Below are 15,407 nucleotides of genomic sequence, written 5' to 3' on the forward strand. Positions count from 1 at the left end.
GGGACAATGTCGTGGCGATGCTGCAAATGATCTTGCGGAAAATGATGAATAACCGCTGGCTGGTCGGCAGTCTGTTGATTGGTCTAATCGTCGCTGTCGGATTGGTATCGAGTATACCGGCATTCACGTCAGGGGTACTCCAACGCATGTTGACCAAGGATATGGAGGAATACCAGAAGAATGTGAACCGCTTCCCCGGTGGCTTGCTGATCGCGGTCAATCAAAACAAACTGGGAAAGAATGGGGCGGTACTTGTAGACGAAATGACCGCTCATCTACAAAACGAAGTAATCGCTGAACTGGATGTTCCGGTGTATGCAGGAGTGACAGTTTTACGGACCATTCCGTTTCAAGCCATTCAGGAAAACATACAGCCGAAGAGCTTGCTCAGTTCCGACAGTTCGCGGATCTATTCGCTGAGCGGACTTGCGCAGCATATGACGCTTGTCGACGGTCGCCTGCCTGCTGCAACACCCGTTGATGGCGTGTACGAAGCACTGGTAACAGAAAAAGCGTTAAAGGACCGCCGGATGGTGCTTGGCAGCTTGTATGAGCTGACCACGAACCAGGTAGAAGGACTCAAGGTGCGAATCAAGCCGGTCGGTGTTTTCAAGGAAAAAGAGGGGAACGATCCGTATTGGTTTGCTTCGACCAGTGAATACTCCAGTGGCTTCGTATTGGATGAACGACTTTTTCGGAGTGTGTTTTTGGAAGAGAAAAATCTGGTCATTTCAACCGAGATGTATACGGCCTTTCACTACCAATCTTTTCGGATCAGCGATACAGAGAAGCTGAATTCATTGGTGGCCGGAATCGAAGGGAAGCTGCAACAGCATGGATTGAAAAAAGCGGAGATCAACGTTCAGTTTCCGGCGGCTAGTCTCGTGGGCAAGTACAATGAGCAAGAGAAGCAATTCAAAACCATTCTCTGGTCACTCTACATCCCCATTTTCATTATGCTGGGCCTTTATCTCGTGATGGTTTCGGGATTAATTGTGGAAAGGCAACGAACGGAAATCGCAGTGCTGGGCAGCAGGGGAGCCAGCAGAATGCAGATTTTTTCTATTTATTTCATGGAGATCGCCATTCTTGGGGGATGTGCTTTTCTGATCGGTCCCTTAGTGGGGATTCAGCTTAGTAAGATCCTTGGCGTCTCGAATGGATTTCTCGAATTTGTCGATCGCAAAGGTTTGGATGTCACGATCAGTCCGGAAGTATTCGTGTATGCTGCGTGGATGGTGGTTGCTTGTATTACACTTGTTTTGATTTCTGTGTTTCTGGCAACCAGGCAAAATATCGTCACGCACAAGCAAAACATGGCGAGAATGAGTGGATCCGCCATTTGGCACCGGCTGTTTTTCGACGTATTGCTGCTTGCGATATCGTGGTATGGATGGTATTCCTATCAAAACGCCGCCGAAACCGCAGCAAAAACGAGCGAAGGAGCTACGGCGATCTCGATCGATTTCCTTCTCTTTTTTGTGCCCGTTCTGTTTTCGCTCGGTTTTGGCCTGTTGCTTCTCCGGTTGTACCCGTGGCTCCTGCGTCTGATGTCTTGGGCAGGACGCTCCTTCTTCCCGCTTTCTCTGCATACGACGCTGGTTCAGGTAGGGAGAGCTCCACGTCAGTATCATTTTCTCATGCTGTTTGTGACGATTACGGTCGCAGTAGGAATGTTCAGTGCAAGCATGGCACGGACGATCAATCAAAATGCAGAAGAGAGAATCCGTTACCAAATCGGCGCGGATATTCGTTTGAAGGCAGAGTGGCAGAGCGACAAACCGGAAGTAACGGTTTATCGGGGAGGAAGAAATGCGGAAGAAGGTGAGGAAGCAGAAGTGGAACAAGCGCCTGCAGCTCCTCCCGTTCAGTATGTAGAGCCAGATTTCGAAGTGTACAGTCGATTACCTGAGGTTGAGCATGTAACAAAAGTCTTTGTGAACGGCCTGGCGGAGGCTTCTTTTCGGGGCGATCCTGTGAAGGACGTCACCTTGATGGCGATCGAGCCCAAAGAGTTTGCAAAGACCGCTTGGATGAAGTCTGACTTGCTGCCGCATCACTTCCACGATTATTTGAATTTGATAGCAAAAGAACCGCGCGCCCTATTGCTGTCTCGCAGCCTCGCTGACAAGCTGCAGGTGGTAGAGGGACAAACCATCCTGCTCGGCTGGGGGGATTCTCGCAGGGTTGAAATGATTGTGTATGCTATCGTGGATTACTGGCCGGGATGGAATCCTGCGCCTGTAAAAAGTACATATGGAAGCAGTATGGAAGAACAGTATTTGGCAGTCGCCAATCTCCCGTTTGTGCAAGACAAAATGCGCCTGGAGCCTTATGAGGTTTGGATTAAAATGAAAGAGGGAGCCTCTTCTGAATCGCTGTACAAGGGTCTGTCACAAGAGGGAGTCAAGCTCGCCATGCTGAATAATGCCAAACAGCAAGTGATCCAGATGAAAAACAGCGCATTTTATTTGGGGCTGAACGGATCGCTGACGCTTGGGTTCCTGCTTTCCATGCTGGTAACCTTTATCGGCTACGTGTTGTACTGGGTGCTTACACTTGGAGCGAGAAAATTGCAATACGGCGTGTTCCGGGCGATGGGAATGCCATTCAGACAGCTTCTTGCCATTCTTGCGTGGGAGCAGCTCTTGACGTTTGGTGTCGCTTTTGCGATGGGAATGACAGCGGGCAAGCTAGCAAATAGCCTGTTTTTGCCTGCACTTAGTCTCTATTTACATGCCGATAAGCAAGTTCCTCCCTTTACCGTTATTTCGATGCTGCAAGATGAACAAATCATTTATACGTTCATTGCCGTGACACTGGTGATCGGAATCGGGATCGTTGGTATTCTGCTATCACGGATGCAGATCCATCAAGCCGTAAAGCTGGGGGAGGACTAATCAGATGATCGTATGCGAAAATTTGGTGAAAATCTACAAGGCAAATGATCTGGAAGTGGTCGCGCTGCAAGGGTTGGATTTGCGTGTAGAGACCGGAGAGCTGATGGGGATCATTGGGAATAGCGGCAGCGGCAAATCAACGCTTTTGAACATGCTGGGAGGGCTGGACCGTCCCTCGGCAGGAAAACTTTCCGTCGCGGGAGCTGATTTATTTCGATTGACGACTTCCGAGCTGGTTCAGTATCGCTTGCAGACCGTAGGCTTTGTCTGGCAGAACAACGCCCGCAATCTGATCCCGTATCTATCCGCACTGCAAAATGTGGAGATGCCAATGCTTTTGCGGGGCAAGCGAAAAAGGGAACGCGCCCACGAGTTGTTGGAACTGGTGGGGCTGGGCCACCGAAAAAAGAACAAGCTGAGCGAACTTTCCGGCGGGGAGCAACAGCGGGTAGCCATCGCGATCGCGTTGGCGAACGAGCCCAAGCTGCTTTTGGCAGATGAGCCGACTGGCAGTGTAGATACTCGAACGGCAGCTATCATTCTCGATTTGTTTCAAGAGCTGAACCGTTCGTTTGGGCTAACCGTCGTCATCGTGACTCATGATTTGGAGCTAGCGCGCAAAGTAGATCGTGTCGTAGCCATTAGGGATGGGAAAACGTCCAGCGAGTTGTTGCGGCGAAAAGGAACAGAAGAAAATACTTCCGAGTCTTCGGATGAGTCAGCTAACGAGGACACTCATGAGGAATTGGCGGTGCTTGATCAGGTGGGGAGGCTGCAGATCCCAATGGAGTACCTCCAGGCGATCCAGGCGGACGGCAAGCTCCGAATTGAGCTGGAAGAAGATCGAATTATCCTAAAGGCGCCTGTAGCCTCCACCAAAACAGACACGTGAATGTGACGTGTCTGTTTTTTGTTCAGCTAGTGGGATACGCCTGTACCTAAAATGCATGGCACCAGCATAAAGGATCATCTCCCCCACAATGAGGGCAACAACCTCCTGTATATCGAAGGCGAATTTGATCTGAATGGAGCACACCATAATCGGTAATCGGTTCGACGCCCGGGATTGGTTCATCTGGGATCTCGCGCACTTTCATGTCCGACCACTTTCCGCTCCAGGAACATATCCTGCACGTTAATCTCTCAGCTGTAGGGTGCAGCGCATTCTCGATGACGATCATACATTCTTGACTGTTGGTATGACAAGTAGGACAATCGTGAAGCTTCATGATTCATCACCTCTCAAGTTTGCATACATCACCAAAATAATCGATAACGACATCACGGAAGTCTTGGGCAGCTCGCGAAATGTACCGACTCTTGTGCCATAATAAAGCGATTTCCCGTACCAATTCGTGATTCTCTACTCGAAGATACTTGATTTGTTCACGAGAATCTCTTGCCGTGCTTGGTATGAAGGCTATGCCAATTTCTGCTTCCACTAACTGGATTAGCCTTGCAGGTTCATCTCCCTCATACACATATTTAGGTGTGAATCCAACCGACTTGCATATAGAGTCTACGAAATCGCGTGTCCCGTACCCTTTCTTTACACCGACGAACCATTCATCCTTTAGATCTGTCAAAGATACGATGCTTCGGTCTGCTAATCGATGTCCCCTTGGAACAGCTACGAGAATAGGGTCAATGAAGACGATTTGACATTCAATGCCATCCTCTTGGATAGGAGGGGAGGACAAGCAAAAATCGATCTCTCCTCTATGGAGAAGCGTAACCATTTCCAGCGTGGTGAGCATTTGTACATGAAACTGGATATCGGGTCGCTTTTTCCGAAACTCTCGAAGGATATTGGGTAGTGTGCTTGCCGTAGTCACCGCCAATTCAAGCGTGCCATGTTCCGGGTTGGACAAATCGCGAAGCTCCAGCTTCCCCTGTTCCAATTCAAACAAAGCTCTATCCACCCGGCAGAGGAATTTGCTTCCGAACTCATTCAGACGCAGCTTTCTCCCTTTTCGATCAAACAGCGGGACTCCCAGATCCTCCTCCAATCGTTGAATCGTTTTGCTTAGGGACGATTGGGTCACATGCAGACTTCGTGCAGCTTCGGTCACGTGTTCCATCCGAGCTACCGTGAGAAAGTATTGCAGTTGAAGAAGCTCCATTCAGCACCCTCCATTCATTCCTTCCAATCAATGAAATTATAACGTGAAATGCGTTGGAGTAAATGTTTGATTTCCAGTACGATATCATCAAAACGCTTAAGGGGGCTAAAAAATGGGGGCTCACAGCAGGTGGTTGATGATTTCCGTTGGACTGGGGATATTATTGAACCCATTAAATTCTTCGATGATTTCGGTTGCGATTCCAAGGCTGCAAGATGTGTATCGTCTTGACTTCACGGTTGTCTCGTGGATCATTTTCTCTTTCTACATTGCGAGTGCGATCGCTCAACCTGTTATGGGAAAAGCAAGCGATTTGTTCGGCCGCAAGAAGATATTTCTTACCGGGCTTGTCGTATCCTTCGTAGCCTCAATATTGGCTCCATTATCACCAAACTTTGGATGGCTCATTGTGTTCCGAATTGTGCAATCGATCGGAACCAGCATGATGGTTGCGGTTGGAATGGCTATCGTACGAATTCATATTACGGAGAAACAAGCGACTGCGCTTTCCGTACTGTCCATATTCCTATCCGGAGCAGCAGCGATTGGACCTTTTGTTGGCGGGGTCTTGCTTCATTATTGGGACTGGTCTGCGATCTTTCTCATTAATATTCCGTTCGTGGTGGCGAGCTTGCTAGTAGCCTGGAGGATGATTCCAAAGGATGAATCGGCAGCATCTGCTGCACATAACATGTCCTTTCGAAAATGGTTGGATTTGATAGATGCAACAGGGATCGTGCTCTTCGCAGTGGGTCTGGTTGCATCGCTCGTTGGATTACTGTCAGCAAAATCATCGGGGCATGTCTCATGGTGGCATATCATGGTTGGAGGGATCGGCCTCATTACACTGGGGGCTTTCGTACGACATGAGTTAAAAACGACTTCTCCGTTTATACCTCTACGGACATTCGCCAAGTATCCTGCGATGACATGGGTCAATATCGAATTCATGCTCGTGAACGTCCTTTTTTATTCGCTTTTTTTCGGGCTTCCGTCCTACTTGCAAATGGTTCGTCATGTCAGCGAGTTTCATACAGGAATTCTCATGCTCAGCTTAGGTTTATGCTCACTTGTGGTGTCTCCACTAGCAGGAAGATGGATTGATCAATCAGGACCTCGGCCTGCATTGCTCGTATCCGCCATTCTTATGACATTTGGGTCATTGTGGCTCGTGACGTTCAATCAAGATTCACATGTGATTAGTGTATGTGTGGCGTTAGCAGCATTCGGTATTAGCAACGGGTTAAACAATGTAGGAATGCAAGCAGCCTTGTTCAAAAGTTCTCCAAAAGAAATCATCGGAGTAGCATCCGGATTATTTCAAACCTCCAGATACTTGGGAACCATTCTCTCCTCGTTGTTGATCGGCATTGTAATGGGAGATAAGTTTAGCGCCGAGGGGTTGCAAGCGCTTGGCATTATCCTCACGACAATCGCATTGTCTTTGGTACTGATGAGTTGGCGACGGGAATCAAGGCAAAGGGGGGAGTCGTAGGTTCACCCATCCCTATTCAAAATCGCAGGCATGATTCATCACAAATTGTTTAAATTTTTCAGTGGCAGGTGATAAATATCGCCCTTCTACCCAAGCAATGCCAATGGTACGTTGGCACTTCGGGCTTTTGACAGGGATTTGTGTGATATTACTCTGGTCCGTTCCCTTTAAATTGGGCAAAAGGGAGATTCCCAGTCCAGCAGCGACTAGTCCTGCAACGGTATCTGCTTCCTCTCCTTCAAATGTAATCGGAGGTGTAATGCCCGCTTCTTGAAACAATTGCTCGACGGTAATACGAAGGGAGTACCCTGCTTTTAAATGGATAAATGATTCATCTGCAATCTCTTCCAACGTAATCGAGGTGCGATTTGCATATTTGTGGTCTTTCGGGACAATCACAAAAAGCTCTTCATTCCAAAGCGGCTTCCATACAAAGGGAGATTTCATATCCATAGGAGCTAGTAGACAAAGATCAAATTCTCCTCCTTGCAACTGATTCATAAGCGTATGGGAGGGACCTTGTCCGAGTCGAAAATGAATGTTTGGGTAGTGGGAGCGAAAAGAAGCCAGTAAATCAGGGATACGACTGGTACTTAACGTGTGCAGAAACCCAAGAGACACTTCACCCTTATCTGGATCAAGTAAATCCATGATTTCTTGTTTTCCATCATGGAATTCCTTCATCATATTTTCGACTCGCTTTAAAAAGAGATGACCATATTTATTGAGCCGAATCGAACGTCCCTGACGGTCAAATAAGGGCACGCCTACTTCATCCTCAAATCGGGCAATCGAACGACTGAGGGCAGACTGGGAAATCGAGAGAGCTTTGGCAGCATGTGTCACGTGTTGGATTCTTGCCAGTGTCTGAAAATATTCAAACTGTTGCCATTCCATTCGAAAGCACCACTTTCCGTTCGGGTTTTTCATTACATAAATGCATGAAAAACATGATTATAATGAATTATACATCATAGATAAATGGTGATACCATGAAACCATAATCATCCTGAAATGATATGGTGATCACATGATACAACAAGGCACGCCACTCTTCCGCAAAACCAGCTTTGCTTTCTTTGCCGCTGGTTTCAATACGTTTGCTATTCTTTACTGCGTACAGCCTTTATTGCCGGAATTTTCAAAAGAATTTGCGGTTAGTCCAACGACAGCAAGCCTTTCCCTCTCGATTACAACAATGGTTCTTGCCGTCAGTATGCTCATTTTTGGTTCGTTGTCTGAAGTATGGGGACGCAAGCCAATCATGATCGTTTCCATGCTCGCTTCCTCTGTGTTTTGTATTCTCACAGCATTCAGTTCGAATTTTCATGTTCTCCTCGTATTTCGAACGATTGAAGGAATTTCATTGGCCGGTTTACCCTCCATAGCGATGGCGTATCTTGGAGAAGAAATCGAATCCAAAAGTCTGGGAGCGGCTATGGGGCTCTATATATGCGGCAATTCAATTGGGGCTGTGTTTGGCAGGGTTTTCTCAGGAATGATGAGTGACTACTTCGGCTGGCAGATCGCAATAGGGGGAATTGGTCTCATAAGTTTAGCTGCCACACTGATTTTTTGGAACACCTTACCACCTTCACAACATTTCAAAGCACGCCCCTTCGTCATTAGAAAGTTAGGTCTGTCTTTAATAGACCATCTAAAGGCTCCACGTCTCATTTGTTTATTTGTCATCGGCTTTTTACTTTTAGGTAGTAATGTAGCGTTGTTCAATTACATCGGTTATGTATTGCTCGAAAAACCCTATTCACTCAGCCAAACCTTTATAAGCTGGACGTTTTTAATTATGATCATCGGAATGTTCAGCTCTGTCTGGACAGGAAAATTAATCGATCGTCACGGTAAGCAAAGGCTGTTATTCATTAGCTTATTCCTTGCATTAATCGGCGTCTGTTTGACCTGGGAAGCGAATCTCCTTATGAAGATAGTAGGGCTTGGATTTTTTACTTTTGGATTTTTTGGAGCTCATGCCGTTGCAAGCAGCTGGGTGGGACAGCTTGCTTTACAGAACAAAGCACAGGCCTCTTCCTTGTACTTGTTTTTCTACTATACGGGTTCAAGTGTAGGAGGAACACTCGGAGGATTGTTTTGGTCCGCATACGGATGGGGAGGCGTCATCAGCATGAATGTCGGCTTTCTCCTAGTTGGCTTCATACTTTGGGCGTGCGTCTCAAAAATGGTACACAATGCGAAGAAAGTGACGAAAATAGCCAACACATGTGCCCCAAAATAAAGAAACGGAAAAACTCAGTATCGTTTTTGTGATACGAAGTCTTTCCGTTTCTTTATAGGTCAAAAGATAAGCCGATTGCCAGCGCCAATAAGACGGCGAAAGCACCACCTGCAAGCGAGCCAGCGACATTGACGGCATCGTTGTTCCAACCAGCGCGACCGCGGATTCGCACGGCTGGCTTGCCGCAGTGACGAGCCTGCTCGATTTCACGACCGCAAGCGCCGCAACGGTACATTTGCTGCCAAGTCGCACCGATCCATGAATCAACCAGTGACCCTATCATGCCCGCTAGTCCTGCTATGCCGATCCAAGCTACCAGTCTAAGGGGAGGGGTGATCACATCCGGCGCGGTTTGGCTGGGTAGCGCAAGCAGCAACCACGCTGCACCGCCGATAAATAGGCCACCAGCCAGCGAAGCACCCATGCCCAGGCCAGAAATACCGCCAGAAGTGCCGGGTGGAACACGCTGACCCGTCTTGATCAATCGCGGAGGCTTGCGGCTTAAACCGCCGATTTCTGTTGCCCATGTATCGGCTGTGACCGCCGCCATCACGCCGAGGAACGCGTACCACCAAAGCGGATGCGGCCACGCCCAATTTGCTACACATATCAGGAGTCCGAGCCCGCCGTTTGCTAGCACCTGGCCGGCATCGCGTCTCCCTGTTTTCTCATAACCGCTCTCGGCCTCTTGCTTTTTATGCTTTTTCCACTTGGACAATAAGGTGGACGAGACAAAAAAAGCGATGAGAGAGCCGAACCAGATAGGGCTACCGAGTGCGTACATCACGGTGCCCAGTATCACTGCCGCCAAAAAGCCGGAGCCGGACAGCGACCGTTTTACATAAGCCGCCCCCGCAATCCCAGCGCTACAGGCCAGACCGATTAACCACTCCACAGGTTCCCTCCCCCTTTGCTTTGAACTATTATACCTCAACGTAGCAGGCAAAATGAGGGAGTTTATTGCTAGAACGTTACAACATGCAAAAAGTTGGGCATAGATAGACGTGTTGTACGATCGGGTATCTTATTTAGAGAAAGGGTGATTTGTTATGAAGACTTCTCTCAAAGAGAATGCGGTGTCGTTTTTGCAACTGGTAGCGTCGGGGAATGTGCGAGAAGCATACCAAAGATACACAGGTCCGAATTTCCACCATCATAATCCCTTTTTCCGTGGCGATGCTCATTCTCTTATGCTCGCAATGGAAGAGAACGCCGCAAAGAATCCTCATAAGATTCTCGAAGTGAAACGGTCCATCGAAGAGGGGGATATCGTTGCAGTCCATTCCCATGTGAAGCAAAACCAAGAGGATCTTGGGGGAGCTGTGGTCCATATCTTCCGTTTTCATAACGACCAGATCGTCGAATTCTGGGATGTAGGCCAGGCCATACCGGATGATTCCCCCAATGAGAATGGAATGTTTTAAGAACGGCAGCCAATGCATTTGGCTACCGTTTGACCTTACTCAAAGATGGTCATTTCCTTCTGATTGATATCTAACACTTCCATCTTCACCATACCACCAAGATGATGTGGCACTAAATCAGACAATTCTTTTAGCGCCATATGGAATTCATCACTTCTTGATTCATCTATTAATTCAATACAGAGGAATGCATTTTTCGTGTTTTCTGTTAGCATTGTCCTCTGAGCTTCACGCCAATTCCAGCATCTGCATATGGCACCGTCATCATCTTTATAAACAATTTCCCCTTCATAGGGCGGAGCATTTTCATCCTGTCCCAATGGGAGAAACGGTTCGTTGCCATTTGCCTGCGTCAGGCGAATATCGCCTACAAAAGTGTCGATATCTTCTCCACCACACGGAAGTCCATAACGCAATGAAATGGAATTATAGATGTCAACAAGCGGGTTTATTGTTCCGATGGGGTTGCCATTTTTGACTCTTTTTAATAAAGCTTCAATCGAACACCTTGCGCCTTTCTTTGTCTTGAATTTCTGAAAAGCTTCTCGCCAAACGGAAATGACAGGATTACTACTGAATTCCTCTAGACTTAAGAATTTATGCGCGTCTTTCTCGGCTTCCTTTAGCAGCTTTTCGTAGATTTCAACGTCCCTCATTGAATTATCAATTCCCTGGCAAATCACGATACCTATTTTCGCATGCGGAAATAACGACCAAAAATCATCTTCAATGATAAATCTAGGCATATCCTATCTCTCCATTCTTATGTTTTGGAGGGGCTCGCAAAGGCGGAGAAAATCCCTAGCGCAATATAAAAATAACCAGTTATCTGATTCACTACCTTTGAACTCGCCGTACTACTCACAATCCGCTTTCTCATACTTGCTGCGAGAACGGCATACAGACCATCGCTAACAAAAGCTAGGATAATAAATATCGTTCCTAAAAGCAAAAATTGAACGGTGACTGACCCAGCAGTAGGTGATATGAATTGCGGAAAGAAGGCTAAAAAGAAGAGGGCTGTCTTAGGATTCATTACCTCTACAAGCGCTGATTCGTAAAAAATCTTTCGTAATTTTTTGCGAGGGGCTTTTGGAATTTCGGAATCTGTTCTATCAGCTTTAGAAAATAAAGTCTTACACCCCAGATAGATAAGATAAGCAGCACCCAAGTATTTCACGATATGAAAGGCTGTTGTTGATGTCATAAGGATCGCAGAAACTCCAATTGCTCCAGCTAAAACGTGAACAGAACTACCAAGAGACACTCCTAGAACTGATACCAGACCCGCTTTCTTCCCTTGATCGATACTTCTAGCCATAATATAGAACACGGCTGGTCCAGGTATGATTAACAATGTAGAAGCGGCAATGACAAATAGCCAAATAGTTGAAAATTCCATAAGAAGCAACTCCTTGTTGTATCTATAGGCTGATCATTTAAATAACTCTTTCCGTTGCCCACGCATCCACTGAGCAACCTGAATTTCCCCTTGTTCATTTGATTTTTCAAGCTCTGCCACAATCGATTGATAATCGGTGTTGTTGCGATTTTGGCTCATTTTGGCTGCCCCTTGAATAGAGGTGATTTCAATCTCAAAGGCAACGATTCCTTTCATTTCTCTCTCAAGCAGCTCAGGATCAAACGTCTCCCAGAGCCGACCATTTTCCCGGTGAGATTCATAGTGGGTAAGCATCGAATCCAAAGCAGATTTCAGTTCATCCTTCCTAAGGATACGCGCTGTCCCATACGCATGTACAGCGAGATAGTCCCATGTGGGAACCTGTTCACTCTCATACCAGCTTGACGAAATATAAGCGTGCGGTCCTTGAAAAATAAGCAAAACATCCCTATTGTTATCCAAGGTTTTCTTCTGCATGTTTCCGTATGCGATGTGCCCAGTCGCATAGATTTTCCCTTCCTCTTCATGAATTTCCAACGGAATGTGCGTAGCCAACGGGCGGTGTTGATCAACCGTAATCAATAAAGCAAACGGGTTAGACTTCATCATTTGAACTGCCTCATCATGTTTCATCTGATACTGCTTAGGAATGTACACAGTAACCACCCTTTCAACGTGTATTTGAACCAAGCGTATGATACAAACTGACATAAAAAAAGATACAATAACAAACAAATATACATGTCAGGAGGGGTGGTAATGAAAAATACCATTTTTACATTCAAAGATCATTCTCCTAAATACAAACAAATCTATGAGAAATTTAAATCATTTATTGAACAAGGCGATATAAAGGCGGATGAGCTATTGCCCTCCATTCGTCAACTTGCAGATTCCTTACATGTAAGCCGTAATACAACATTAATGGCGTATGAACAACTTGTTGCGGAAGGATATATTCGTGGAGAGGGCCGAAAAGGTTATTTTGTAAATGAGTTAGAGCCTGTTTTATTTCAAGAGGCTCGCCGTTCTTTTACTCACAAACAAACAGAGCAGGTATCATCTGTTCGTATAGATTTTCGCGCAGACGTCGTCGATCAATCGCATTTCCCTTTAAAAACATGGCGGAGGATTTCGAATCAAGTATTAACGGCAAAGGACAGCTTTCGGTACGGGGAACCTTTTGGTGAATGGAGCTTACGTGAGCAAATCGCAGCATATTTACTTCAGTCTCGTGGAGTGAAAACAGAACCAGATGCGATCATTATCGGAAGTAGTACCCAACAAATGCTTGTGTATCTCGGTCTTGTCCTGAAACATGATTTTTCTAGCGTGATTGTGGAGGATCCTGGTTATGATGGCGCTAGGGAAGCTTTTCAATTAAATAGTTTTACACTGGAAACAGTACCCGTTTATGAGACAGGTGCTGATTTCTCACACTTGGAACAAATGAAATCACGATTGATTTATGTGGCGCCGTCCCATCACAGTCCATATGGGGTAAGCATGTCCATTCAACAAAGGCATACCCTTATCCATTGGGCAAAAAATAGGCAAGGATATATTATCGAAGACGATTATGATAGTGAATATCGCTATACCCAACAACCATTTCCGGCTCTCGCTTCCATCGATTCAACAAGGGTGATTTATCTCGGGAATTTCTCGAAGTGCTTTCTGCCAGGAATTCGTTTAAGTTATATGGTGTTGCCACAGCCGCTTATCAACCTTTATAAAAATCAATTCGCACATTTCGAGAGCACCACTTCACTACTTAGCCAATTCGCAATGGCGAAATTTATGGAAGAAGGGGAATGGAATCGCCATATTAAACGCATGCGCCTTGTTTATAAACGAAAAATGCAGCACTTCGTTTGTGAATTAAGGAAGCATTTCAAACAACATATTTCTATCATTGGCGAGCAGTCTGGATTGTACTTATTAGTCAAAGTACACGTGGAGCGTTCAGAAGAATGGCTCATTCAACAAGCTTCCCTTCAGGGAGTGAAAGTCTATCCTACTTCACTCTATTTCATTAAAAACAAAACCGATCACCCAATCATCAAACTTGGTTTCAGTAATTTATCAACTGATGAAATCCAACTTGGTGTAAAGCTCTTAAAAAAGGCTTGGTTATAAAAAAGCTTTTAAGCGGGGACAAACACCCAAGCTGGTAAGAGAAAAAAGAAGAAATAAGCGAAAGCCTTTGGGATACCAACCGAAGCGCAATGGAAAAAAAGAAACCTGCCTTTAGCGTCCACCTCTGAAATACTTCGCAGAGGCGCGACTTTGGACGCGGGTTTCTTTTTTTCCATGGAGCTGGGCAGGGATGACCCCTTAGGAAGTAGCCCAAGAACTTGAGCGTTTTCTTCTTTTTTCTCCCCACCACCAAAGGCTCGATTTAGACCAAAACAATAAAGGCTTCACTGAAAAATCAGCGAAGCCTTCGTATCCACATGACTACTTTGTTTCTTCCATTCTCTCCAAAGCACCATGCACAATGTTCCCTTTAAACATAACAGCAGCTCGACGAGATTTTCTCGCAATCGCTTCCGCAGAGCAGGAGCTTTCTGCAAACACGATGCTTGCATCGTCGCCAATCATTGGCCATGCACGGTTGCCATCTTTATCGAGCGTTGTTTTTCCTCCGGTGATGAAGTACAACGATTGCACCAATGATTTCTCATCGACCCAACGGTAGCGCTCGACCAGACGGTTTAGCTTATCCAGCATATCGCCTGTTCCATATGGCGACCACGAATCGTAGAATCCATCGTAACCAAGTGCGACATGTACGCCTTTGGCATGAAGCATCGGAACAGGTGGCATGGCACGATTAATCGGAACTGTTGTCATAATCATCGTTCCCAGCTGGGACAATCGGTCTGCCATGTCCGAGCTTTCCTCCATCGACACGTCTCCGAGCGCAAAGGCATGACTGATCGCCATACGGTTCTGCCAGCCAGCTTCTTCAGTCAGATCGAGCAGTCTTTTGATCGTATAGAAGCCGAGTGTCCCCGGATCATGCAGGTGAATATCGACATCCGCATCTGCTTCCACCGCAATGTCCATCATTTCACGCAAGGAGCCTTCCAATTCATTGTCAATCCCAGCCGGGTCCAATCCCCCAACCAACGTAGCGCCTTCCTTCATCGCTTGTCTCATCAAGGAGCTTGCTTGTGTACGCAGGAGCCCCTGCTGCGGGAAAGCAACGATTTCATACGTCAGACGATCGCTGTACTCTTCCAGGGCTGCACGCACACCCTCCAGGTTTTTCAGCCCGATGTATGGATCGATGTTGACGTGTGTGCGCACATGTGTGGCACCGCCTTTGATATGCCACTGGAGCATTGCTTGTGCGCGTTCTTTGGTCGTCCCAGTCATCAGCGGCATTTCTTTTGCTTCGAACTCCAAGCGATCGATCAATTTTTTCGGAGGGAGGCAAGATTTCCAGGTTGCGCCCGCATACGTTTTATCCAGATGGTTATGCTTCTCGACAAAAGAGGGGAGGGCCAATAAACCTTTTGCATCTTCTTGCGGTAAAGTGGTGTCGAGTGGTTCGCTCGCCGATACGATCTCTGCGATTTTGCCGTCTTCGATCTTCAAATGACAGATTTCTGAGATTGTGTGAAAGACGCCGTCGTCACCTGTTTCAAATCCTTTATCGAGACGAACGTTGGTTAACCAAAAAGCTTGCATCACTAGAAATCAGCCCTTTCTCTATATTGCATGTAGTGGATGAGAGTCCAGTCTAGCTGTCTATGTTAATTGTAGTGAATATTTCGAACAAGGTTGTTCATCTTTTTTACTAG

13 protein-coding genes are annotated in these 15,407 nt (G+C 46.5%); 6 read left to right on the plus strand and 7 right to left on the minus strand.

Annotation, left to right across the window (positions count from 1 at the left end):
- The first annotated feature begins 17 nt into the window (after window positions 1–17).
- Together HP398_RS08155 and HP398_RS08160 are read left to right on the plus strand one after the other, a co-directional pair.
- The gene (locus HP398_RS08155) at window positions 18–2,900 is read left to right on the plus strand and encodes an ABC transporter permease (RefSeq protein WP_217368617.1); all 2,883 of its coding nucleotides are present in this window, start codon (window positions 18–20) and stop codon (window positions 2,898–2,900) included.
- A 4-nt stretch (window positions 2,901–2,904) separates the two neighbouring features.
- Window positions 2,905–3,792 carry an ABC transporter ATP-binding protein gene (locus tag HP398_RS08160; RefSeq protein ID WP_017250986.1) on the plus strand — a complete coding sequence of 296 codons (888 nt, stop codon included), beginning with the start codon at window positions 2,905–2,907 and terminating at the stop codon, window positions 3,790–3,792.
- A gap of 343 nt (window positions 3,793–4,135) precedes the next feature.
- On the opposite strand, the gene HP398_RS08165 is transcribed toward HP398_RS08160, so the two are convergent.
- On the minus strand, window positions 4,136–5,023 hold the full coding sequence (locus HP398_RS08165) for a LysR family transcriptional regulator (protein WP_173622346.1): 888 nt from the start codon (window positions 5,021–5,023) through the stop codon (window positions 4,136–4,138).
- 112 nt (window positions 5,024–5,135) lie between these two features.
- Here HP398_RS08165 and HP398_RS08170 point away from each other — a divergent pair, with 112 nt between their 5' ends.
- Window positions 5,136–6,518 (plus strand): MFS transporter, encoded by a 1,383-nt coding sequence (locus HP398_RS08170; protein ID WP_017250988.1) that lies wholly within the window; start codon window positions 5,136–5,138, stop codon window positions 6,516–6,518.
- A gap of 12 nt (window positions 6,519–6,530) precedes the next feature.
- On the opposite strand, the gene HP398_RS08175 is transcribed toward HP398_RS08170, so the two are convergent.
- Window positions 6,531–7,415 carry a LysR family transcriptional regulator gene (locus HP398_RS08175; RefSeq protein ID WP_173622347.1) on the minus strand — a complete coding sequence of 295 codons (885 nt, stop codon included), beginning with the start codon at window positions 7,413–7,415 and terminating at the stop codon, window positions 6,531–6,533.
- Window positions 7,416–7,548: 133 nt separating this feature from the next.
- Between HP398_RS08175 and HP398_RS08180 the strand changes: the two genes are divergently transcribed.
- Complete coding sequence (locus HP398_RS08180; protein ID WP_017250990.1) at window positions 7,549–8,769, plus strand: MFS transporter; 1,221 nt, start codon at window positions 7,549–7,551, stop codon at window positions 8,767–8,769.
- A 52-nt stretch (window positions 8,770–8,821) separates the two neighbouring features.
- Here the strand turns inward: HP398_RS08180 and HP398_RS08185 are convergent, their stop codons facing one another.
- A complete protein-coding gene (locus HP398_RS08185) occupies window positions 8,822–9,664 on the minus strand; it encodes a DUF92 domain-containing protein (protein ID WP_173622348.1) in 843 nt (280 codons plus the stop codon).
- Window positions 9,665–9,818: 154 nt separating this feature from the next.
- On the opposite strand from HP398_RS08185, the gene HP398_RS08190 reads away from it, so the two are divergent.
- Window positions 9,819–10,193 carry a nuclear transport factor 2 family protein gene (locus HP398_RS08190; protein ID WP_017250992.1) on the plus strand — a complete coding sequence of 125 codons (375 nt, stop codon included), beginning with the start codon at window positions 9,819–9,821 and terminating at the stop codon, window positions 10,191–10,193.
- Between the two features lie 35 nt (window positions 10,194–10,228).
- Here the strand turns inward: HP398_RS08190 and HP398_RS08195 are convergent, their stop codons facing one another.
- Genes HP398_RS08195 through HP398_RS08205 form a run of 3 tightly spaced genes read right to left on the minus strand, consistent with a single transcriptional unit; the run spans window position 10,229 to window position 12,252 of the window.
- Window positions 10,229–10,939 (minus strand): B3/B4 domain-containing protein, encoded by a 711-nt coding sequence (locus HP398_RS08195; RefSeq protein ID WP_173622349.1) that lies wholly within the window; start codon window positions 10,937–10,939, stop codon window positions 10,229–10,231.
- A 17-nt stretch (window positions 10,940–10,956) separates the two neighbouring features.
- A complete protein-coding gene (locus HP398_RS08200; RefSeq protein WP_173622350.1) occupies window positions 10,957–11,595 on the minus strand; it encodes a LysE family translocator in 639 nt (212 codons plus the stop codon).
- 33 nt (window positions 11,596–11,628) lie between these two features.
- Window positions 11,629–12,252 (minus strand): FMN-binding negative transcriptional regulator, encoded by a 624-nt coding sequence (locus HP398_RS08205; RefSeq protein WP_173622351.1) that lies wholly within the window; start codon window positions 12,250–12,252, stop codon window positions 11,629–11,631.
- Window positions 12,253–12,354: 102 nt separating this feature from the next.
- On the opposite strand from HP398_RS08205, the gene pdxR reads away from it, so the two are divergent.
- Window positions 12,355–13,734, plus strand: coding sequence for a MocR-like pyridoxine biosynthesis transcription factor PdxR (pdxR, locus tag HP398_RS08210; protein WP_173622352.1), 1,380 nt, complete (start codon window positions 12,355–12,357; stop codon window positions 13,732–13,734).
- A gap of 321 nt (window positions 13,735–14,055) precedes the next feature.
- Here the strand turns inward: pdxR and HP398_RS08215 are convergent, their stop codons facing one another.
- A complete protein-coding gene (locus tag HP398_RS08215) occupies window positions 14,056–15,297 on the minus strand; it encodes an amidohydrolase family protein (RefSeq protein ID WP_173622353.1) in 1,242 nt (413 codons plus the stop codon).
- Window positions 15,298–15,407 lie beyond the last annotated feature (110 nt).

It is taken from the genome of Brevibacillus sp. HB1.4B (assembly GCF_013284285.1).
In the GTDB taxonomy this organism is placed as follows: domain Bacteria; phylum Bacillota; class Bacilli; order Brevibacillales; family Brevibacillaceae; genus Brevibacillus; species Brevibacillus porteri.

What these genes read in the sequence shown, in the direction of transcription:
- HP398_RS08155 (WP_217368617.1), top strand. Translation starts at nt 18, where the DNA reads ATGCTGCAAATGATCTTGCGGAAAATGATGAATAACCGCTGGCTGGTC.
- HP398_RS08160 (WP_017250986.1), top strand. Translation starts at nt 2,905, where the DNA reads ATGATCGTATGCGAAAATTTGGTGAAAATCTACAAGGCAAATGATCTG.
- HP398_RS08165 (WP_173622346.1), bottom strand. Translation starts at nt 5,023, where the DNA reads ATGGAGCTTCTTCAACTGCAATACTTTCTCACGGTAGCTCGGATGGAA.
- HP398_RS08170 (WP_017250988.1), top strand. Translation starts at nt 5,136, where the DNA reads ATGGGGGCTCACAGCAGGTGGTTGATGATTTCCGTTGGACTGGGGATA.
- HP398_RS08175 (WP_173622347.1), bottom strand. Translation starts at nt 7,415, where the DNA reads ATGGAATGGCAACAGTTTGAATATTTTCAGACACTGGCAAGAATCCAA.
- HP398_RS08180 (WP_017250990.1), top strand. Translation starts at nt 7,549, where the DNA reads ATGATACAACAAGGCACGCCACTCTTCCGCAAAACCAGCTTTGCTTTC.
- HP398_RS08190 (WP_017250992.1), top strand. Translation starts at nt 9,819, where the DNA reads ATGAAGACTTCTCTCAAAGAGAATGCGGTGTCGTTTTTGCAACTGGTA.
- HP398_RS08195 (WP_173622349.1), bottom strand. Translation starts at nt 10,939, where the DNA reads ATGCCTAGATTTATCATTGAAGATGATTTTTGGTCGTTATTTCCGCAT.
- HP398_RS08200 (WP_173622350.1), bottom strand. Translation starts at nt 11,595, where the DNA reads ATGGAATTTTCAACTATTTGGCTATTTGTCATTGCCGCTTCTACATTG.
- pdxR (WP_173622352.1), top strand. Translation starts at nt 12,355, where the DNA reads ATGAAAAATACCATTTTTACATTCAAAGATCATTCTCCTAAATACAAA.